Below are 21,902 nucleotides of genomic sequence, written 5' to 3' on the forward strand. Positions count from 1 at the left end.
AATACAGAGAGAAATCAATGTTCACTATCGAAGCAGAAGTACGTAACGTGCAGGGTAAGGGTGCGAGCCGCCGCCTGCGTAACGCTAACAAGTTCCCGGCTATCGTTTACGGTGGCGAAGCTGCTCCAGTTGCTATCGAACTGGATCACGACAAAGTGTGGAACATGCAGACCAAAGCTGAGTTCTACAGCGAAGTTCTGACCATCGTTGTTGGCGGTAAAGAAGAAAAAGTGAAGGTTCAGGCTGTTCAGCGTCACGCGTTCAAGCCAAAACTGACTCACATCGACTTCGTTCGCGCGTAATCGCAAACCTGTCGAGAAAACCCCGCTTCGGCGGGGTTTTTTTATGGCTGCTATTTACCGCCAGACGTGCGGCGCTGAAGCTGATCGCGCAGGTTCGGCGGCGTACCTTTGATGGTCAGGGTATCGGTGGCCGGATCCCAGAAGATGCGTTCCCCCAACAGCATGGCGTCAAAGTTGATGGTTAACCCACCGCCGCTGCCGGCAAATTTGGTTAACTGACGCAGCGTGCTGCGATCCGCCGGGAAGCTCTCCTCAAGCTCATAGCCCTTCTCCGCGGTGAATTGCTGGAAGCTCACTTCGCTGACGCCCGCCAGCTCTTTTGACAGGGACTCCAGTTCAATCTCTTCCCCCGCCTGCAGCTGCTCGTTGCAGTAGCTGTAAACCTGCTGACGCACGGTCTGGCGTTCAGATTTATCGAGTTGCGCTTCCGCCGTGAAGTCATCAACGGCCTGCAGCAGCCCTTTGTTCTGCGCTTTGGCGTTCAGGCCTTCGCTGGCACCGAGGAAGTCCATAAAGAAATCCGCCACTTTGCGGCCCACCCGCCCCTTCAGGAAGGTAAGGTAGCGGGTCGACTCCGGGTTAGTTTCCCACTCGGTCAAATCAATACGCGCCACAATATCCGCATGGTTGATATCCAGATAGTGCGTTGAGCTGATGTCCAGCTGCTCGTTCACGCGCATGCTGCTTAAGTTATTCAGCACGGTAACCAGCAGGTACTCGACCGCCAGGTAACGATAGTGGCAGAACAGGACAATACCGCCGTCGGCGAACGGATATTTCGCCAGCTCGTCGCACAGACGCCCGGTTGCCGCGCGGCTAAACGCCAGGAAATCCTCCTCGCCCTGACGCTGCAGGCGCAGGCTATCGGCCAGCTCACTCTCTTCGCTGAACAGACCATAGGCTTTATTTTTAGCGCTGTAGACGCGATGCAGCTCTGCCATCATTTCCACAACGGTTGCCGTGGGTTCCAGTAACGAATCGCGTAGCACCACTTCAAGGGTTTGCTCATCACGCTTGATAAGCTGGTGCAAGGCAATCTGGTTGATTTCCAGACTCATGATAAACTCTCCTTTTAGACCGGGCGGTATTCAACCACCACCAGGACATGTGTGCAACAACAGATAAAAAAGGGGAAAAAAAGCTGTTGCTACGGTAATATGTTGCCCTTTCATCAACAAACTGATTTTGATTTATGCCACAACATTCCCGCTACAGTGATGAACACGTTGAACAACTGCTCAGTGAGCTGGTCAACGTACTGGAAAAACATAAAACGCCGACCGATCTCTCCCTGATGGTTTTGGGAAATATGGTCACCAACCTTATCAACACCAGCGTTGCTCCGGCTCAGCGTCAGGCGATCGCCAAATCTTTCGCCCAGGCGTTACAGTCATCCGTCAGCAACGACCAGGCCCATTAAGGGAAACGAACAACAGTTTATGGTGACGAATCGTCAGCGCTACCGTGAAAAAGTCTCCCAGATGGTCAGCTGGGGACACTGGTTTGCCCTGTTCAACATTCTGCTAGCGACGGTAATTGGCTGTCGTTATCTGTTTGTCGCAGACTGGCCCACAACGCTAACCGGGCGTATCTACTCCTGGATAAGCGTTGTTGGTCACTTTAGCTTTTTGGTATTCGCCACCTATCTGCTGATCCTGTTTCCTCTGACGTTTATCGTCATGTCGCAGCGTTTGATGCGGTTCTTGTCCGCAATCCTTGCGACGGTGGGGATGACGCTGCTGCTTATCGACAGTGAAGTGTTCACCCGGTTCCACCTGCATCTCAACCCTATCGTCTGGGAACTGGTGATCAACCCCGACCAGAACGAAACGGCCCGCGACTGGCAGCTGATGTTCATCAGCGTTCCGGTGATCCTGTTGATCGAGATGCTGTTTGCCACCTGGAGCTGGCAAAAGCTCCGCAGCCTGACCCGACGCCGCCATTACGCGAAGCCCGTCGCCGCGCTCTTTTTCGTCTCATTTATCAGTTCGCACCTCATGTATATCTGGGCGGATGCGAACTTCTATCGCCCTATTACCATGCAGCGCGCTAACCTGCCGCTCTCTTATCCGATGACGGCCCGTCGTTTCCTTGAGAAACACGGCCTGCTTGATGCCCAGGAGTACCAGCGCCGTCTGGTCGAACAGGGTAATCCGGAAGCGGTTAGCGTACAGTATCCACTGAGCGATCTGCGCTATCGCGATATGGGTCGCGGGCAAAACGTCCTGCTGATTACCGTCGATGGCCTCAACTATTCTCGTTACGAGAAGCAGATGCCTGCGCTGGCCGATTTCGCGAGTCAGAACGTATCATTTACCCAGCATATGAGTTCAGGTAACTCAACCGATGCGGGTATCTTTGGCCTGTTCTATGGCATTTCTGCCGGATACATGGACGGCGTGCTGTCTGCGCGCATTCCTGCGGCGCTGATCACCGGGCTTAATCAGCAGGGCTATCAGTTAGGGCTGTTCTCATCGGACGGCTTCAACAGTTCACTGTACCGCCAGGCGCTGCTCTCTGATTTCTCACTGCCTGCCGCGCAGAGCCAGTCTGATGCCCAGACCGCAAACCAGTGGATAAACTGGCTGCAGCGCTACGCGCAGGAAGATAACCGCTGGTTCTCGTGGGTGGCCTTTAACGGCACAACGCTTAACGACAGCAACCAGGCTGGCTTTGCTCGCCGCTACGGCCGCGCGGCCAGCGATGTTGACGCACAGATTGGCCGCGTGCTGGACGCGCTACGTGAATCAGGCAAGCTTGATAACACGGTCGTGATCGTGACCGCGGGGCATGGCGTACCGTTAGGCGACGAGACGAAGAGCATGAGCTGGTCACGTCCAAACCTGCATGTTCCGCTGGTGATCCACTGGCCGGGAACGCCGGCGCAGCGCATCAATATGCTCACAGAACATAAAGACGTCATGACGACCCTGATGCAGCGCCTGCTGCACGTCAGTACGCCAGCAAACGAGTATTCGCAGGGGCAGGATCTCTTCAGCGCCACGCGCCGCCATAACTGGGTCACTGCAGCTGACGGCAACACGCTGGTGGTGACCACGCCGAAGCTGACGCTGGTGCTGAACAGCAACGGGAACTATCAGACCTATAATCTGCAGGGTGAACGGCTGAAGGACCAGAAACCACAGCTTAGCCTGCTGTTACAGGTTCTGACGGATGAGAAGCGCTTCATCGCTAACTGATTAATAATAAACCAGTTAGCGACGGATTCCCTTGCATTCGAAACGGAATCGAGTAGTATTCTTTCTATGCGTCGGCACGTAGCGCAGCCTGGTAGCGCACCGTCATGGGGTGTCGGGGGTCGGAGGTTCAAATCCTCTCGTGCCGACCAAAAACACATTGAAAACCAGCCTATTACGGCTGGTTTTTTATTTTGCCTCGTCCGGTGTTTTGCGCAGGTACATCAGCGTAACCAGACAAATCACGGCTCCGGCATAAAACGTATATTCCGCGCCAAACGTTTCCCAGATGGCCCCGGCGCCCAGGCTGGCGACTAACAATCCCACGCCGCTGACCAGACTAAAAATGCCGTAGGCGGTACCGCGCAGATCCGCAGGTGCCGTTTTTGCGATCATTGCCGCCAGCAGCCCCTGCGTCATCCCCATATGCACTCCCCAAAGCGCAACGCCCAGAAGCATTCCAGCCCAGTGGGTGCTTAGCGCCAGCACAATATCTGCCCCAATCAGCATCATCAGGCCCCACTGCAGTAGTCGGGTGTGGCTCATCCCGTCCGATAACTTGCCAAACGGATAGGCTGAAAGGAAATAGAGCAAATTCATGGCCACCATCACCAGCGGGATCAGCGCCAGCGGCACCCCCGACTGCTGTGCGCGCAGGACAAGAAAGGCTTCACTGAAACGTGCGAGCGTGAAGATGGCGCCCAGGCCAATAACCCACCAGCAGCCTTTCCCGAGGCGCCTGAGGTTCTCTTTTTTGATGGGGTTCGTGCGTTTATGTTCGACGGGCGTTTTCGGTTCATGCAGGCCGAAGAAAAGCAGCGCCACGGCGAGGACGCCGGGGATCACCGCAATCCAGAAAATCGTGCGGAAATCATCGTTCCACAGCAGCATTAAGCCTACGGCCAGCAGCGGCCCGAGAAATGCGCCGACGGTATCCATCGACTGACGCAGCCCAAAGGCCGCGCCGCGAAGTTCCGGCGGCGTCACGTCAGCGACCAGCGCATCGCGCGGCGCGCCCCGGATCCCCTTCCCTACCCGGTCGATTAAGCGTGCCCCCAGAATCATGCCCGACGAAGAGGCGATAGCGAACAGCGGCTTACTCAGCGCGCCAAGACCGTAGCCCAGCACCGCCAGTCCTTTACGTTTACCCAGGTAGTCACTGATGGCACCGGAAAAAACTTTGATAAACAGCGCGGTGGCTTCAGCCAGGCCTTCAATCAAGCCAATGAAAATCACGCTGGCTCCCAGCGTCGTGACCATAAACAGCGGCAGCAGGCTGTGAATGATCTCCGAGGAGATATCCATCAGCATACTGACCCCACCCACAACCCAGACGCCTTTCGGGATCCGGCTGAGCGTTGCAAACCGGGATAACATTGAACATCTCCTGCTTTATGTCGAACGACCTTGTTCGACACAGAATACCCTGGAAATGCGAATAAATATCATCACATATAAAAAAGCCAGCCCGCAGGCTGGCTTCTTATAGCAGGTGAATGCTCAGTGTTTTTCACGTCCGCCCAGGAAGAAAATGCCCAGCGGAATGGCCAGCAGAACGGTGAAGACAAGGCTGTAAACGAAGATCATCGCCGACTGCAGCACATACATGCTGGTAGTCCAGGCGGAGAGAGGAATGTTGTACTGTTCAATGACGCCAACAATGGTGGCCCGCCCGACGCACGCGGCAGCAATCATAAACACGACGAGTAGCGCCAGGAGGAACTTGCGGCCTTCAGGTGTTTTCAGTTTTGCACGAACCATCTCTCTTCCCTTTCACAGATGAATAACATTATCGATGGACTAAAATAACACGAACGCCCGTCACACTCCACACCAGTACAAACACCTGCCAAAACGGTTAATATTAAGTTTATTACGCTGCATATAATGAAAATGTAAGTAAATCACACCAATCATTCATACTCGTTATGTTAGTCTGTTCAGGACCGTTTTGACATAAAGGAATGACAATGAAAAACGCACCTAAATTTGCCATCGCGCTTCTCGCCGCCGCGTGCGTCAGCACCAGCGCTTTCGCCAGCGACGCCCAAAAAGCGCAGCCGCTGGAAAAAGTTGCACCCTATCCGCAAGCGGAAAAAGGCATGAAGCGTCAGGTGATTCAACTGCCGGTTCAGCAGGACGAAGCGAATTACAAAGTCGAACTGTTAATTGGCAAGACGCTGGAAGTGGACTGCAATCAGCATCGTCTGGGCGGCCAGCTGGAAAGCAAAACCCTGGAAGGCTGGGGTTATGACTATTACGTCTTTGATAAAGTGACCTCTCCGGTCTCTACCATGATGGCCTGCCCGGACGGCAAGAAAGAGAAGAAATTTGTGACGGCCTATCTGGGCGACAACAGCCTGCTGCGCTACAACAGCAAGTTGCCGATCGTGGTATATACGCCTGAAAACGTGGAAGTAAAATATCGCGTTTGGAAGGCAGAAGAGACGGTCGGACAAGCGGTAGTACGTTAAAAACAAGTCGGGTGGCGGCTTCGCCTTACCCGACCTGCTAAACTAAAAACGGTAACAGATGTTACCGTTTTGCTTTTACCTTACAGCGCGATATCCGCAACCGGCTTGTTTTCCGGCTGAGGCTTCAGCTCCGCCTTCGGCGCAGCATCCGCAGCCTGCGGCTTCACGTACTGCAGCTGCAGCACGCGGCTGGTGTACTCCAGCTCTTGTTCCGTCGCATCCACGTTACCGTTCAGCTTCGTGCCGTAGGATGGAATAATGGTTTTCAGCTTCGCCTGCCATTCCGGGCTGGCAACTTTGTCTTTAAACACTTTTTCCATCAGGTGCAGCATAATTGGCGCAGCGGTAGATGCACCCGGTGACGCACCCAGCAGCGCGGCAATCGTGCCATCCTTATCGCTCACCACTTCGGTACCCAGACGCAGCACGCCGCCCTCTTTCGGATCGCGCTTGATGATCTGCACGCGCTGACCCGCCTGCCACAGACGCCAGTCTTCTTTCTTCGCCTGCGGATAGTACTCTTTCAGCGCCTCGAAGCGTTCTTCATCAGAAAGCATCACCTGGCTAATCAGGTATTTCACCAGGTCGAAATTATCCAGGCCCACGTCCATCATCGGTTTGACGTTAGAGGTGGTGGTCGCGCTCAGCAGATCCCAGAGGGAGCCGTTTTTCAGGAACTTGGTTGAGAAGGTCGCGAACGGTCCGAACAGCACCACGCGTTTACCGTCAAGCATACGGGTATCGATATGCGGGACGGACATCGGTGGCGCACCGACGGAAGCCTGACCGTACACTTTTGCCAGGTGACGGTTCACCACTTCCGGGTTCTCGGACACCAGGAACTGGCCGCCGACCGGGAAGCCCGCGTAGTCGTCAGCTTCAGGAATACCGGATTCCTGCAGCAGCTTCAGCGCCGCGCCGCCCGCACCGATGAAGACAAATTTAGCCTTAATGACGTGCTCGGCTTCATTGTTTTTCAGATCGGCAACCGTCACGCTCCAGCTGTTGTCCGCATTGCGCTTAAAGCCGCGCACTTCGGTGCTGAGCTGCAAATTGAAGTTATCTTTCTTCTTCAGGGACGCCACCAGCTGACGGGTAATTTCGCCGTAGTTCACGTCGGTGCCAATTTCGGTACGGGTCGCCGCCACTTTCTGGTTCGGGTCACGGCCTTCCATGACCAGCGGCGCCCACTCTTTAATCTGCGCGTGGTCTTCGGAGTATTTCATCCCGCGGAACAGGGTGCTCTGCTGCAGCGCAGCGTAGCGCGCGCGCAGGAAATTCACGTTTTGCTCGCCCCACACAAAGCTCATGTGCGGCACGGTATTGATGAAGGAGTGCGGGTCGTGCATCACGCCGCTGTTGACCTGGTGAGACCAGAACTGACGCGAGATCTGGAACGCTTCATTGATCTCTACCGCCTTCTCGATACTAATGGAACCGTCCTTTTTCTGCGGCGTATAGTTCAGTTCCATGAGTGCCGAATGGCCCGTACCAGCGTTATTCCAGCCGTTCGAACTCTCCTGCGCCACGCCATCGAGGCGCTCGACCATGGTCATGGACCAGTCCGGCTGCAGTTCTTGCAGATAGGTTCCCAGCGTGGCGCTCATGATGCCGCCACCAATTAAAAGGACGTCCGTTTCCTGCTCTTTTGGTGCGTCTGCTTTCGCTGCCATTGAGACGGCGTTGAGCCCGACGGCCAGAGAAAAGAGCATGGCAGTCATTTTTTTCATAATTTATGCCTTAGTGTAAAAGTGCTTGATGCGTGGAAATTGCAGGTGAAAAAAGCTGCGTGGGCACGGTAACAACTTTTAAATATTGTTTAAAGGTTACGAAATTATTGTAATTGTGAAATTTAATGATGGATTGTTTGTAGGGGATTGCGGCGCGCAACTGGTATAAGGAGGAATTTATGGCTACTATGCTGCACTTTGTGATCGCGCGCACGGAAGCCTGCCCTAACCAGCGAACTGTTATGTCCTTACCTCATTCTGCCGTATCCCCTGAAGACAGTGTAGCCAGCGTGCTGCACTCCCCTAAACAACTGGCGCGTGAAACGCTGGCGGGCGTGATTACCGCTCTGGCGCTGATCCCCGAAGTGATCTCATTTTCCGTGGTGGCGGGCGTTGACCCGAAGGTCAGCCTGATCGCCTCCGTGGTGCTGTGTCTTGCTCTCTCCGTGCTGGGCGGTCGTCCGGCGATGGTCACGGCTGCGGCCGGTTCCGTAGCGCTGGTGATTGGCCCGATGGTGCATCAGCACGGGGTGCAATACATTCTTCCCGCCGTGCTGATGGCTGGCGTGATCCAGATTCTGTTTGGCGTGCTGGGCATGGCAAGGCTGATGCGCTTTATTCCCCAGTCGGTGATGACCGGATTTGTTAACGCCCTTGGCATTTTGATTTTCTTCGCTCAGGTGCCGCATTTCTGGAGCCGAAGCCCGCTGATTGTGGGCCTGTTCGTGCTGACGCTGCTGATTGTGCTGTGGGTGCCGCGCTATATTAAAAGCGTCCCTTCCCCGCTGATTGCGATTGTGCTGTTAACCCTTTTCACCGTCACCACCGGTCAGATCCTGCCGACTGTCGGTGATGAAGGCTCAATGACTGGCGGTCTGCCTGGATTTACTGAGCTGCTGGTGCCGCTTAATTTACAGACGCTGAACATTATCTGGCCGTGCGCGTTGAGTATTGCCTTCGTCGGTCTGCTGGAGTCCCTGCTGACGGCAAAACTGGTGGATGAACTGACGGTTACGCCCTCCAGCAAGCGTCGCGAGAGCATCGGACTGGGCGTGGGGAATATCATGGCCGGGCTCTACGGTGGCATTGCGGGCTGCGCGATGATCGGACAAACCATCGTTAACGTGGAGATGGGGAAAGGACGAAGCCGCATTTCAACCATTGCGGCGGGCATCGTGCTGCTGCTCCTGGTAACGGCGCTCAGCGAAGTGATGGCCAAAATCCCTATGGCGGTGCTGGCGGGGATTATGGCGATTGTTGCCGTCAAAACCTTCAGCTGGCACAGCCTTCAGCCCGCCACGATAAAAAATGCCCCGGTTGCCGAAACGGTGGTGATGCTGGTGACGGTCGCCGCCACGGTATCAACCGGCAATCTGGCGGTTGGCGTGCTGGGCGGGATTATCGTCATGGCACTGATCCCCGCCCGCATTAAGCGTCGGGTTAAAGCAGAAAAATCGTTGCCAGCCCAAGAAAAATAAAGAAACCGCCGGTATCGGTGATGGCGGTGATCATCACGCTCGACCCCACCGCGGGGTCGCGCCCCAGTTTGGTCATCGTCAGCGGGATAATGACCCCCATCATCGATGCCACCAGCAAATTCAGCACCATCGCCAGCATCATCACGCCGCCTAAGGCCATATCGTCATACAGCCACCACGTGATGCCGCCCATAATGCCCCCCCATACCAGGCCGTTAATCAGCGCCACGCCCATTTCCCTGAAGATCAGAAAGGCGAAGTTACCGGGCTGAATATTTTCCAGCGCCAGCGCGCGGACGATCATGGTGATGGTCTGGTTTCCGGTGTTGCCGCCAATTCCGGCCACAATCGGCATCAGCGAGGCCAGCGCCACCAGCTGCGAGATGGTGTGTTCAAAGCCGTCAATCACACGGGAGGCGATGAAGGCGGTACACAGGTTAATAGCCAGCCAGGCCCAGCGGGTTTTCACCGCCTTACCGACGGAGGCGTGGACGTCATCTTCGGCGCTGATCCCGCCTAGCGCGCGCAGGTCGTTATCGGTCTCTTCATAAACCACGTCAACGATTTCATCGATGGTCAGACGGCCCATCAGCTTGCCAACGGAGTCTACGACCGCCGCACTCACAAGGTCATCACGTTCAAAGGTACGCGCCGCTTTTTCCGCATCGTCTTCCGGGGAGAAGACCATCGGCTCGTTTTCCATCACCTCGCTCACCCGCTGCTGGGCGCTGTTGAGCAGGATGGTTTTCAGCTCCAGCTCGCCAAGCAGGGTTTTATCCCGCGAAGTGACAAACAGCTTATCGGTGTTGTCCGGCATTTTGCCCAGGCGGCGCAGGTAGCGCTGCACGGTACCGAGCGTGACGTCCGGACGTACCGTGATAACGCCGAACTCCATGATCGCGCCGACGCTGTTTTTCTCGTAGTGCATCACCTGGCGCACGCGCGCGCGTTCATCGGCAGGCAGAGAGGCCAGCAGGCGGCCGGTCAGGTTACGCGGCAGATGCTGTACAAGGTAAATCTGCTCGTCGATATCCAGGGTTTGCAGGGCGTCGAGGATATCCCGATCGCTCATCTCGTCGATCAGGTCATCCCAGACGTTTTCGGAGGCTTCAAGCAGAACCTGGCCGCGCTCGTGATCCTGTACCAGGCGCCATAGGGCGTGACGCTCTTCCGAAGGAAGCGCTTCCAGGGTATCCGCCAGATCCGGCGGCGGTAAATGAGCAACCAGCGCACCTACCTCAGCAATATCGTCGGCTAAGGTGCCGACATCATATTGCTCAGCCAGGGTCAGTTTGCCTAATAGCGTAGACGTGACCGCTTTATCGGTCGTGAGAAGCCAGATGAGTCGCGCACGTTCCTGGTCACGCTGCCTGGCGCTGTTTTTCTTTAATACCGACATCAATCATAAATCCATTAAATGAGTTGAGACTAAGCATAGCGCGAGGATATGTAAATAAGAATAAACAGCGAGGCGGGATGGAGAAAAAAGCGGCATTAAGGCCACGATTATCCCCTCTCCCCGTGGGCTGAGGGATCCCCAGTAATATGGTCATGCCTCCATGACCATATTACTGTACTCTTTTCCCAGCTTTTTCATCTCGTTACCTATATTCAGCCGCCTCACTTTTCCAGGTTCATGCCGGAGCACTTCTTCTGCCAGACTCAGGTAAGACAGCACCCGCCTGTGCCTGATACTGCTTGCCTGATAATGCCAGTGTAAACACTGCCTTTCTGCCCTGTAACCTGCCAGCCACATCACCAGACTTGCCATCGCCGCGACCATATTCAGCACTTCCAGTCGCCCTTTTCCCTGGCTCCGGCTCAGCCTCAGACCGAACCCGAAGCGTGGGCTTTTGTCGTCCCGGAAGTTTTGTTCTATCTGCATTCGTCGGCTGTACAGGGCCATTATCTGGTGCGGTTCCAGCCCTTCTGCATTACTGAACAGCAGCCAGGGCTCCCGCGCACTGCTGCGGTGTTCCCGCTGTGTTTTTGGCATGCCTCCCTTTCCGCGACGCCCTGCCTCCGGGCGTTTGTGCAGATAAAACCGGCCGTAACAGGGGATACGGTGTTTACGGGACAGGACACCGTAACCCACGCAGACCGGTTGCCCGGTAGCCTCAAGCTCGCTGATTTTCATCCACTTTTTATCTCCGTCCAGCCGGAAGCTGATACAGCCCCTGACTCTGCCAGTGAAGCTCCAGCCCAGCTGACTTACATGCCGGAACCAGTCTGTCCGAAAGCCGGCATCCGTAAGGATGGTAATGGCTTTATCTTTCGGGATGGCAGCATGCAGGCGGTCAAGGAAGCGGCACTGGACATCACTGTTCTGCGCCAGCTCTGCGGGGACAACCTCACTCATAAGCGGAAGTGAACGACCATTACAGACCAGGCTTGCCCGCAGAAGATGCCAGTTCCTGTCATGCCAGCCGGTCCAGTCGACAGCGATAACGCAGAAGGGCATCAGGGAGGTGATGGTATGTGTGAGCAGGTGCTGAATGCGGGGAATATCACGGTGAAGGGCGGCATTACCCAGGGCACGGTCAACACGTTTAATTTTATTTTTGACGTGCGCCCTGCCGGGAAGGGTTCGCCCCAGGCTGGTCAGGGTCAGGGATGCGCCGTGGGTGAGCGCGACGGCCATGGAAACAAGGACATTAACCCGGAAGCTGTGAATGTCAGATAAAGACGCGGAGAAAAATTTCTGGCAGACTGTCTGTAAAGGCACGATGAGGTCTCTTCTGATTTGTTAGCGCAACCAGTAGATCACACTTCATCGTGCTTTTCATTTTTCTGGGGAACCCTCAGCCCCGTGGGAGAGGGTTAGAGTGAGGGCATCAGGCCGTGCGCGCCACCGCGTCACGCGACGCCGCATCGCGCTCGTCGCCGGTCAGCTCGCTCAGCCTGCCGTCGCGCATCTCCAACAGACGGTCGGCGTGAATGAAGTAATGATCGTCGTGGCTGATGGCGAAAATGGTCTTGCCCATCTCCTGCATCAGCGGCAGCAGCACCTGATAAAACTCGCGACGGAAGTGCGGATCCTGATCCGCCGCCCATTCATCCAGCAGGATGATGTCACGCTCTTCCGCCAGCGCCAGCAGCAGCGCCACGCGCTTCTTCTGCCCCTTAGAGAGCTTGAGGTTCAGGATTTTGCCGTCCTGGAGCTCCAGCTTGTGCGACATCTGCAGCTGCGCAAGCCATTTCTCAACCAGCGCCGGATTGGCCTGCTGACCTTCCGGCCCCAGCAGTTGGTCAAACAGCCAGACATCGGTGAATACCGCTGAGAAAAGCTTGCGGTAATCCTCGGGTTTCTCCGCGCTCAGCGCCTTACCGTCCAGCAGGATCTCGCCCGACTGCGGCTGGTAAAGTCCGGTGAGCAACATCGCCAGCGTGGATTTTCCGCTACCGTTGCCGCCGATGAGGAACAGCAATTCGCCGCGGTGAATCGTCAGATTGACCGGTCCCACGGAGAAGGCGTTGTCCTGATAGCGGAACGTCACGTCGCGCAACTCCAGGGTCTGCCAGTTCGGGAAGGCCTGCGGGCGCGGGAATTCAGCCTTAAATGGCGCCAGATCGAACTTCTTAAGCTTGTTAAACGCCACCTGCGCGCTCAGCAAGGTGGGCAATGCGCCGACGGCCGAGAGCAGCGGCGTACGCAGGAACAGCAGGGTCAGCGAGTAGGTCGCCGCCACGTTGGTATCCGCCCAGCCCAGGCTGTTCGCCATCCAGAATACCAGGCCAATGGCGCCCAGCATCATAATGTTGGACCAGTTCACCGCGCTCAGGTGGAAGGTATCGGCGCGAATGATGTGGTGCCGGTATTCGCGCGCGTCCGGAATATAGAGATGGTTAAAGATGTACTCGGCGCGCTCGCGGTTCAGGGTGAGCTCTTTGCGCCCTTCCAGCACCGTCTGGTAATCGTTATAGAGCTTATCTTCCGTTTCGCGCAGGACCGCCATGTGTTTATAGACGCGCGACACCAGCACGAAACCGCCCCAGATGGTGATGGCAATCCACACCGCGGTCACCGCCAGCATTTTGGTCGAAAGCCAGGCGAGATAGGCCGCCGAGCCAAAGGTCAGGATGATCCCCTGCACCAGCTCCGGCAGGCGGACAAACGCGATGGTAATCGCGCGCACGTCGCTGGTCAGCCCCGCCAGCAGGGAGGCGCTGCCGAGCTGCTCCACGCGCTCAACCTGCGTGTCGAGGATCCGCTTGATGAACTCGCTGCGCAGGCGGAAAACGAAATGGTGGCCGAGCGCGGTCAGCGCCAGCTGAGAGCCGAGCGTAACCGCCATCAACAGCAGCAGCAGGCCGAGAAACTCCGGCAGAACCGAGAGTGAGGTATCGACCATTTCGATCAGCCGCACATTGATAAACGCGATCAGGCCAATACCCAGCGCCGCGCTGGCAAGGCTTAAGGCCATTACGGCAATGAAGGGCCAGCGGTACTGACGCCAGACAAGAAGAAGTAGTTGCATGCAGGCAATCCGGACAATAAAAATCAGCCAGCAGTGTAAACTGCCCGGCGCGGACATCAAGAATAATTCTTATTTTTGTTTGCTCAATCCCGCCTGACGGAAAGTCAGATTATAGCGGTACTCGCCAGTGAGGGGATGAACCCCGGGCTTCAGGGGCTGAATGCCGTGATAGTACAGCCGTGACTCCCTGCCCCACACCACCACGTCGCCGTGCTCCAGCATAATGCGCCTGAGCGGATCGTTGCGGCGCAATCCGCCAAACTGGAAGACGGCGGGCAGACCCAACGATACCGAGACGATGGGCGCGCGCAGATCGGGTTCATCCTTGTCCTGATGCAGGGAGAGCTTCGCGCCGATGGCGTAGCGGTTAATCAGGCAGGCATCCGGCCGGAAGTCAGGGTAATCTGCTGCAACGGCAGCCTCGTGACAAAGCGCCTGAAACACCGCAGGCATGGGAGGCCACGGCCGGCCGGTCGTGGGATCGTTCGGGGCATACACATACCCACGTTCGTTCGTCGCCCACCCCAGTTCGCCGCAGTTGGCCATGGCCACCGACATGGTGTAGCCGCCCGGCGTCACCATATGGCGAAACGGTGAAACCGCCGTGACCTCTTCAATACCGGCAAGCAATGCCGCCGCACGGGAGAGTGCAAAGCGGCGCAGGATCACTGCCCCGGGCGCAAGCGGCTCCTGCCACGGTTCAGCATCCGCAAAAAGATCGAGCATTATCCCTCCCGGCGTTTCGCCTCACGTTTCAGTAATAGCGCTTTTCGCGCCGCCCCCCAGCGATAGCCCGACAGCGCGCCGTCGGTGCGGACCACGCGGTGACAGGGGATCACAATCGCCAGCCTGTTTGCCGCACAGGCACCCGCGACGGCACGCACCGCGTTGGGCTGGCCAATCGCCTTCGCCACCTGCTGATAGCTGGCCGTTTTCCCGCAGGGGATGTCACGAAGGGCCTGCCAGACCCGCTGCTGGAACGCGGTGCCGCGTATATCCAGCGGCAGCGCCAGCGGTACCGTGTGGTTATCAATACTGGCAATGACCTGGCTGATACGCTGGGCAAAGGCATCTTCCTGCGGGGCATGCTCCGCGTTTGGAAACAGCGTCGCAAATTCTTCTGCCAGTTTGGTATCGTTGTCGCCCAGCAGTATCGCGCAAATCCCCCGCTCGCTTTCCGCAACCAGGCAGCGTCCCAGCGAACAGTCGCCGATGGCGTAACGCACTGCCACCTCGCCTTTGCGGTACTGCTTCGCCGTCATGCCCAGCGCATCGTTGGCTTTGCGGTAATAGCTGCTGCTGTCGGGAAACCCTGCCGCCAGCACGGCATCGGTAATTTTGTTTCCCTGCGCAAGCGCCGCGCGCAGACGCTGCCCCCGCGCCGCCTGCTGCCAGGCTTTTGGCGTCATCCCGGTGACGGACTTAAACAGCCGGTGGAAATGGAAAGGACTCATGGCGACCTGCTGCGCCAGGCCTTCAAGCGTCAGCGCGGGATCCTGCTCCAGAAGGCGACAGGCGTGCTCCACTTTCGCCAGCTTTTGCTGATTCGGATCGCGTTTGTCCGGCATGCAGCGCTTGCACGGGCGAAACCCTGCCTGAACGGCATGCTGGACATCGGGATAAAAGCAGACGTTTTTACGCAGCGCGTGACGGGCGCGGCATGACGGGCGGCAGAAAATCCCCGTCGTCTGCACGGCAAAGACAAACCGATCGTCAGCGCGCAGATCGCGAGCCAGAACGGCCTGCCAGCGATCCTCATCATTCATATAGGTTGGATTTTTCATCATCAGCTCCTCTTACAAGCATACCTTTAGCGTGCCCGAGTGCCACTGATAAAAAACCCGCAACCTTGCTTTTTAATTTTTGTCGCTCACCAGGAAGCTGTTGAACTGCGGCGAGCTCCAGGTTTTGAACCCGTCGCCCTCTTTAGTGATCATATAAACCGCCAGTCCTTCCTGACGAACCACCTCTTTGGCTTTTTCCGGGCCGAGAACCATTAATCCGGTATCCCAGGCGTCGGCTTCCAGCGCAGTCGGCGCAATCACGGTCACCGAGACCAGGTTATGCGTGATGGGACGTCCGGTCAGCGGATCGATCACGTGCGAAATACGCTTCCCGTCGAGCTCGTAATAGTTACGGTAGCTCCCGGAAGTGCTGATGCCGTGCCCGTTAATATCCACAATGGCCTGTACGGCGTTTTGCCGATCGGTCGGTTTTTGAATCGCCACGCGCCACGGTTTACCGCTGGCGTTCATGCCCCGGCTGACTAACGCGCCGCCCACGGAGACCAGGTAGCGCGATATCCCTTCCTGCGTCATCAGCGCGGCAAGGTGATCCGCCGCGTAACCTTCACCTACCGTCGACAGATCGACAAACAGATCGGGGATATCTTTCTGCAGATACTGCTGGCCGTACTGGTTGATCACCGTCAGATGCTTTAGCCCTGTCCGGGCGCGGGCATCATCAATAGCCGCCTGATCGGGTGTGGTATCCGGCTGTTTGTTCGGGCCAAACCCCCAGAGATTGACCAGAGGCCCGACGGTGACATCCATCGCGCCGTTGGTTTTATATCCCACGCGCATTGATTCGGTGACGATATCGGCCATCGCTTCGCTCACCGGCCACAGGGAGGTACTGGTGGAAAGATTGAAGCGCATCAGCGCCGAGTCATTTTTATAGGTTGAGAGCAACTGGTCGTCGGCGTCCAGCTGAGACTGGATTTTACCGCGAAGTTCATCAGCGCGCGTTTTATCCAGGCCCATCACGCTGACGCGCCAGAAGGTGCCCATCGTTTTGCCTTCGAGCACCGTCGCGGCGGGTGCATCGGTTTTCGCCACGGGCGCGGAATCGTCACACGCGGTCAGGAAAAAAAGCATAGCCAGAAAGCTGGCGCGTAAAAAAGTCATGTCCATTCATTATTATCCTCATGCCAGGGCGGCAAGAGTACACCAAAACGGTTGCGTTGTGAGGCCAAAAAAAAGCACAAAAAAGGGGCCTTCAGGCCCCTTAGTCACACGATGACGCGATTAGAACTGGTAAACCAGACCCAGCGCGACGATATCATCAGTGCCGATACCGGCCTGACGGGTGAACTCATTTTCATCAACCAGGTTGATTTTGTAGTCCACGTAGGTGGACATGTTTTTGTTGAAGTAGTATGTCGCACCCACATCAACATATTTCAGCAGATCCTGATCGCCGTAACCTTCGATGTCTTTACCTTTGGACTGCAGGTAAGCCACGGATGGACGCAGGCCGAAGTCGAACTGGTACTGAGCAACCACTTCGAAGTTCTGCGCTTTGTTAGCAAAACCGTAAGCGGTAGTCGGGCTGCTGCCGTTAGAGGTACCGAAGCGGGTTGCGTTGTAGGTCTGAGAGTACTGCGCAGCCAGGTAGATGTTGTTGGCATCATATTTCAGGCCGCCAGAATAGACTTCTGCGTGATCGCCGTTACCGTAAACGCCCGGTGCGTTCTGGTCAGCGGTACGTTTGGAGGAGGACATCGCACCACCCACACTGAAGCCTTCGCCCAGGTTATAGGTTACGGATGCACCGTAGCCGTCGCCGTTCTGTTTCAGCAGGCTGCGTCCACCGACGTTTTCGCCGCTTACGCTACCGTTTTTACCCTGATACTGCAGCGCAAAGTTCAGGCCATCCACCAGACCAAAGAAGTCCTGGTTACGATAGGTCGCCACGCCGTTAGCACGAGACTGCAGGAAGTTGTCTGAGCCGTAGGTATCGCCGCCAAATTCTGGCAGAACGTCAGTCCAGGAAGTTACGTCGTAGATCACGCCGTAGTTACGACCGTAATCGAAAGAGCCCGCTTCAGCGAATTTCAGACCAGCAAACGCCACACGCGTCCAGGACTGGTTGTCGCTTTCAGTCGTGTTGCCCTGGATCTGGTATTCCCACTGGCCGTAACCGGTCAGCTGATCGTTAACCTGAGTTTCGCCTTTGAAGCCAAGACGCATGTAGGTCTGGTCGCCGTCAGCACTCTTGTCGTCAGAGAAATAGTGCAGACCATCAACTTTGCCGTACAGATCTAATTTGTTGCCATCTTTGTTATAATTTCGGCCGCATTTGCTGCGCCTGCTACCAGCAGTGCTGGTACCAGGAGGGACAGTACTTTAACTTTCATTTTATTAACCCTCTGTTATATGCCTTATAATTGCCACTGCTTACTGGTTAACCCTCATTAACCAGTCGGCAAATTCATTCTCCGCAAAATTACAGAATAATCCAATGCGAATATGATACGAAAACTTTGAAGATGTTTCATTTATCCATCAACATGTTTCAAGATGTAAATGAAAAGGAACTTTTACAAAGCACAAAAAGCTTAGAAATTTAGCACTTATAATCAAAACGATAAATTACCCAATACATATCAAAGAGTTAAAATAAAAAACGTTACCGCACTGAATGACAAAACAAGATCGACTCCAGTCTCTAAAATAACTCTCGCTATCATCATTAACTTTATTTATTACCGTCATTCAGCTTTGAATGTCTGTTTATCCCTAATTCAACCGGATGCGTCGCATTCGGTTTTTTTTTACCCTTCTTTACGTAACTTTTCCTTTTTTGTGCTACCGCCGCGTAATTGTAACGACTATTAACTAAATTCACGCTCGCCCCTGTGCATAGCGGGAAAATTCGCTCAAAACTTAATTTCTTGTTAATTCGTGCTATTTTCTGACGAAATGCATTTTTTATTTGTACATGCATTATGTACTTGTACACATTTAAGGCGTATTTCCTCTCTCGCACGGGTCATCGAAAAAGTCGCTTGTTCAAGGACAGTGGCGCTGGAAATTCAGTTATTACCCTTTATACTGCCCTATCGCCACAGAGCACGACCATCACGGGTTAAAGATATCAATGAGTCAGACTGAAACTACCGCCCAAAGTAAATTCTCCCTTCTGCCCGGGAGCATCACCCGTTTCTTTCTTCTTTTGATCGTGGTGCTGTTAGTCACAATGGGCGTGATGGTGCAGAGCGCGGTTAACGCCTGGCTGAAGGATAAGAGCTATCAGGTGGTGGATATTACCCACGCCGTACACAAGCGCATTGATACCTGGCGCTACGCCACCTGGCAGATTTACGACAACATTGCGGCAGCACCTGCCAGCTCATCCGGAGATGGGCTTCAGGAAACGCGGCTGAAGCAGGATGTCTACTATCTCGAAAAACCGCAGCGTAAGACTGAAGCGCTTATCTTTGGCTCTCACGACAGCGCGACCCTTGAGATGACGCAGCGTATTTCGACCTACCTGGATACCCTCTGGGGCGCCGAAACGGTGCCGTGGTCAATGTACTATCTGAACGGTCAGGACAACAGCATGATCCTGATCTCGACGCTGCCGTTGAAAGATCTCTCTTCCGGATTTAAAGAGACGACGGTCGGCAGCATTGTCGACTCCCGCCGGGCAGAAATGCTGCAGCAGGCCAACGCCCTTGATGAACGTGAGAGCTTCTCATCGCTGCGCCGATTGGCCTGGCAGAATGGTCACTATTTTACACTGCGTACCACCTTTAACCAGCCGGGTCATCTGGCGACGGTCGTGGCCTTCGATTTACCCATTAATGATTTGATCCCGCCGGATATGCCGCTCGACAGCTTCCGTCTGGAGCCGGACAGCAGCACCCAGAACATGCGTGCGGCGTCCGATAAAGAGGCCGCAGAGAGCGTCACCATTTCCTTTAACGGCTCGAAAATTGAAATTGCCTCGTCGCTGAACTCAACCGGCATGCGTCTGGTGTGGCAGGTACCGTTTGGCACGCTGCTGCTTGATACCCTGCAAAATATTCTGCTGCCGCTGCTGCTGAATATTGGTCTGCTGGCGCTGGCCCTGTTTGGCTACAGCACCTTCCGCTTCCAGCCGGGACGCCAGAGCGACGCGTCTGCGGTCTCCGCGGGCAACACCAACGAGCTGCGCGTATTGCGCGCGCTCAATGAAGAGATTGTCTCCGTGCTGCCGCTAGGGGTGTTAGTTCACGATCAGGAATCGAATCGCACGGTGATGAGCAATAAAATTGCTGACCATCTGCTGCCGCACCTTAACCTGCAGAACATCACCACTATGGCGGATCAGCACCAGGGGGTTATTCAGGCCACGATTAACAATGAACTGTACGAGATCCGTCAGTTCCGCAGCCAGGTGGCACCGCGTACGCAAATCTTCATCATTCGCGATCAGGATCGCGAAGTGCTGGTGAATAAAAAGCTCAAGCAGGCGCAAAGGCTGTATGAGAAGAACCAGCAGGGGCGCGCGGCATTCATGCAGAATATTGGCGATGCCTTCAAGCAGCCGTTAAAAACGCTGGCGACCCAGGCGGCAGCGTTAAACACGTCTGAAAGCCACCAGCTCGCCTGCCAGGCCGACTCGCTGGTCCGCATGGTGGATGAGATCCAACTGGCAAACATGCTGGAGAATGATTTCTGGAAAGGCACCCCTTCTCTCTTCTCCATTCAGGATCTGATCGATGAAGTGGTTCCCGAAGTCCTGCCCGTAATTAAGCGCAAAGGGCTGCAGCTGCTAATCAATAACCATTTACCCGCCAATGACGAACGTCACGGCGACCGCGAGGCGCTGCGTCGTATTCTGCTGATGATTATTCAGTACGCCGTGACCACCACGCAGATCGGCAAGATCACCCTTGAAGTGAGCACCGACGAGTCGGCGGAAGATCGCCTGACGTTCCGCATTCTGGACACCGGGGAAGGCGTGACGGCGAGTGAAATTGATAATCTGCACTTCCCGTTCCTGAATGACACGCAAAGCGATCATTACGGCAAGGCTAACGCCCTGACCTTCTGGCTGTGCGATCAGCTGGCGCGTAAGCTCGGCGGCCATCTGAATATCAAGGCCCGTGAATCGCTCGGCACCCGTTACTCTCTCCACGTGAAAATGGCCGCCAATCCGCAGGAAGAAGATGAAGAACGCCTGCTGGATGACGTTGTGGTGATGGTGGATGTGACCTCAAACGAGATCCGCAATATTGTGGTTCGTCAGCTCGAAAACTGGGGCGCGGCCTGCATCACGCCGGATGAAAGGCTGGCAAGTCAAGAATTTGATCTGTTTTTAACTGATAATCCGTCTAATCTTACTGCCTCGGGCTTGCTTTTAAGCGATGATGAGTCACGCGTGCGGAAAATCGGCCCTGGCCAGCTGCGCGTCAACTTTAATATAAGCAATGCGATGCAGGAAGCTGTACTACAACTAATAGAAGAGCAGCTGGCGCAGGAAGAGATAACGGAATCCCCGTTAGGCGGTAATGAAAATGCCGAGCTTCACGCCAGCGGATACTATTCCCTCTTTGTTGATACAGTACCAGATGATGTGAAGCGGTTGTATACTGAGTCCGCTGCGAATGATTTTGCAGCGCTGGCACAGACAGCACACCGGCTTAAAGGGGTGTTTGCCATGCTTAATCTGGTTCCCGGCAAGCAGTTATGTGAAACGCTGGAACATCTAATTCGTGAGAAAGATGCCTCTGGCATTGAAAAATACATCAGCGACATTGACGCCTACGTCAAAAGCTTGCTGTAGCAAGGTAGCCTTATACATGAACAATATGAACGTAATTATTGCCGATGACCATCCGATTGTACTGTTCGGTATTCGCAAATCACTTGAACAGATCGAGTGGGTGAATGTAGTCGGTGAATTTGAAGACTCTACAGCACTGATCAATAACCTCCCAAAGCTTGATGCGCACGTGCTCATTACCGATCTCTCTATGCCTGGAGACAAATACGGTGATGGGATCACGCTCATCAAATATATTAAACGTCACTTCCCTGACATCTCGATTATTGTTCTGACCATGAACAACAACCCGGCGATCCTGAGCGCCGTGCTGGATCTGGATATCGAAGGAATTGTGCTGAAGCAAGGCGCCCCGACCGATCTGCCAAAAGCGCTGGCTGCGCTGCAGAAAGGCAAGAAGTTCACGCCTGAGAGCGTCTCTCGTCTGCTGGAAAAAATCAGCGCGGGTGGCTACGGTGACAAACGCCTGTCGCCGAAAGAGAGCGAAGTTCTGCGCCTGTTCGCCGAAGGTTTCCTGGTGACCGAGATTGCCAAGAAGCTGAACCGCAGCATTAAAACCATTAGCAGCCAGAAAAAATCAGCAATGATGAAGCTGGGCGTGGACAACGATATTGCCCTGTTGAACTATCTCTCCTCCGTTACGCTGAGCGCATCGGATAAGGATTGATCCCCCACTGTAAATGCCGGAT

The 21,902-nt window shown here is 55.2% G+C and carries 17 protein-coding genes, 1 tRNA gene and 1 pseudogene; 8 read left to right on the forward strand and 11 right to left on the reverse strand.

What is annotated here, in order from left to right:
- Positions 1-17: 17 nt before the first annotated feature.
- Positions 18-302, forward strand: a complete 285-nt coding sequence (rplY, locus tag OKF39_RS16380; protein WP_028013887.1) for a 50S ribosomal protein L25 — start codon at positions 18-20, stop codon at positions 300-302.
- A gap of 50 nt (positions 303-352) precedes the next feature.
- On the opposite strand, the gene yejK is transcribed toward rplY, so the two are convergent.
- The gene (gene yejK / locus OKF39_RS16385; protein WP_479983150.1) at positions 353-1,360 is read right to left on the reverse strand and encodes a nucleoid-associated protein YejK; all 1,008 of its coding nucleotides are present in this window, start codon (positions 1,358-1,360) and stop codon (positions 353-355) included.
- 134 nt (positions 1,361-1,494) lie between these two features.
- On the opposite strand from yejK, the gene OKF39_RS16390 reads away from it, so the two are divergent.
- From OKF39_RS16390 to OKF39_RS16400, 3 genes are all read left to right on the forward strand, one after another.
- Positions 1,495-1,722, forward strand: a complete 228-nt coding sequence (locus OKF39_RS16390; RefSeq protein ID WP_014884596.1) for a YejL family protein — start codon at positions 1,495-1,497, stop codon at positions 1,720-1,722.
- A gap of 19 nt (positions 1,723-1,741) precedes the next feature.
- A complete protein-coding gene (gene yejM / locus OKF39_RS16395; RefSeq protein WP_028013888.1) occupies positions 1,742-3,502 on the forward strand; it encodes an LPS biosynthesis-modulating metalloenzyme YejM in 1,761 nt (586 codons plus the stop codon).
- A gap of 72 nt (positions 3,503-3,574) precedes the next feature.
- Positions 3,575-3,651, forward strand: a tRNA-Pro gene (locus OKF39_RS16400).
- A 37-nt stretch (positions 3,652-3,688) separates the two neighbouring features.
- On the opposite strand, the gene OKF39_RS16405 is transcribed toward OKF39_RS16400, so the two are convergent.
- Complete coding sequence (locus OKF39_RS16405; RefSeq protein WP_479983151.1) at positions 3,689-4,876, reverse strand: MFS transporter; 1,188 nt, start codon at positions 4,874-4,876, stop codon at positions 3,689-3,691.
- 123 nt (positions 4,877-4,999) lie between these two features.
- A complete protein-coding gene (locus tag OKF39_RS16410) occupies positions 5,000-5,260 on the reverse strand; it encodes a DUF2534 family protein (RefSeq protein WP_008500962.1) in 261 nt (86 codons plus the stop codon).
- A gap of 209 nt (positions 5,261-5,469) precedes the next feature.
- On the opposite strand from OKF39_RS16410, the gene eco reads away from it, so the two are divergent.
- A complete protein-coding gene (eco, locus tag OKF39_RS16415) occupies positions 5,470-5,973 on the forward strand; it encodes a serine protease inhibitor ecotin (RefSeq protein ID WP_028013891.1) in 504 nt (167 codons plus the stop codon).
- 80 nt (positions 5,974-6,053) lie between these two features.
- Here the strand turns inward: eco and mqo are convergent, their stop codons facing one another.
- Positions 6,054-7,703 (reverse strand): malate dehydrogenase (quinone), encoded by a 1,650-nt coding sequence (gene mqo / locus OKF39_RS16420; protein WP_028013892.1) that lies wholly within the window; start codon positions 7,701-7,703, stop codon positions 6,054-6,056.
- Between the two features lie 188 nt (positions 7,704-7,891).
- Between mqo and OKF39_RS16425 the strand changes: the two genes are divergently transcribed.
- On the forward strand, positions 7,892-9,181 hold the full coding sequence (locus OKF39_RS16425) for a SulP family inorganic anion transporter (RefSeq protein ID WP_045259768.1): 1,290 nt from the start codon (positions 7,892-7,894) through the stop codon (positions 9,179-9,181).
- On the opposite strand, the gene mgtE is transcribed toward OKF39_RS16425, so the two are convergent.
- The 7 genes and pseudogenes from mgtE to OKF39_RS16460 all read right to left on the reverse strand — a co-directional run bounded on the left by mgtE (position 9,144) and on the right by OKF39_RS16460 (position 17,797).
- Positions 9,144-10,580 (reverse strand): magnesium transporter, encoded by a 1,437-nt coding sequence (gene mgtE, locus OKF39_RS16430; RefSeq protein WP_028013894.1) that lies wholly within the window; start codon positions 10,578-10,580, stop codon positions 9,144-9,146. The genes OKF39_RS16425 and mgtE overlap by 38 nt on opposite strands.
- 150 nt (positions 10,581-10,730) lie before the next feature.
- A complete protein-coding gene (locus OKF39_RS16435) occupies positions 10,731-11,906 on the reverse strand; it encodes an IS4 family transposase (RefSeq protein ID WP_232929599.1) in 1,176 nt (391 codons plus the stop codon).
- A 109-nt stretch (positions 11,907-12,015) separates the two neighbouring features.
- Positions 12,016-13,659: a multidrug ABC transporter permease/ATP-binding protein gene (locus tag OKF39_RS16440; protein WP_059357096.1), complete on the reverse strand. Its 1,644-nt coding sequence runs from the start codon at positions 13,657-13,659 to the stop codon at positions 12,016-12,018.
- 69 nt (positions 13,660-13,728) lie between these two features.
- The gene (gene alkB / locus OKF39_RS16445) at positions 13,729-14,385 is read right to left on the reverse strand and encodes a DNA oxidative demethylase AlkB (protein ID WP_047363054.1); all 657 of its coding nucleotides are present in this window, start codon (positions 14,383-14,385) and stop codon (positions 13,729-13,731) included.
- The gene (gene ada / locus OKF39_RS16450; protein ID WP_479983815.1) at positions 14,385-15,443 is read right to left on the reverse strand and encodes a bifunctional DNA-binding transcriptional regulator/O6-methylguanine-DNA methyltransferase Ada; all 1,059 of its coding nucleotides are present in this window, start codon (positions 15,441-15,443) and stop codon (positions 14,385-14,387) included. The genes alkB and ada overlap by 1 nt, the downstream gene beginning before the upstream one ends.
- Before the next feature lie 72 nt (positions 15,444-15,515).
- Positions 15,516-16,571, reverse strand: a complete 1,056-nt coding sequence (gene apbE, locus OKF39_RS16455) for an FAD:protein FMN transferase ApbE (protein ID WP_045629880.1) — start codon at positions 16,569-16,571, stop codon at positions 15,516-15,518.
- Positions 16,572-16,685: 114 nt separating this feature from the next.
- Positions 16,686-17,797 (reverse strand): annotated as a pseudogene (locus OKF39_RS16460) (porin OmpC).
- A 743-nt stretch (positions 17,798-18,540) separates the two neighbouring features.
- Here OKF39_RS16460 and rcsD point away from each other — a divergent pair.
- The gene (gene rcsD, locus OKF39_RS16465; protein ID WP_028013900.1) at positions 18,541-21,213 is read left to right on the forward strand and encodes a phosphotransferase RcsD; all 2,673 of its coding nucleotides are present in this window, start codon (positions 18,541-18,543) and stop codon (positions 21,211-21,213) included.
- A gap of 16 nt (positions 21,214-21,229) precedes the next feature.
- The gene (gene rcsB, locus OKF39_RS16470) at positions 21,230-21,880 is read left to right on the forward strand and encodes a response regulator transcription factor RcsB (RefSeq protein WP_006176468.1); all 651 of its coding nucleotides are present in this window, start codon (positions 21,230-21,232) and stop codon (positions 21,878-21,880) included.
- Positions 21,881-21,902: the final 22 nt, after the last annotated feature.

Source organism: Enterobacter cloacae complex sp. HYC042_NIDB, assembly GCF_056673315.1.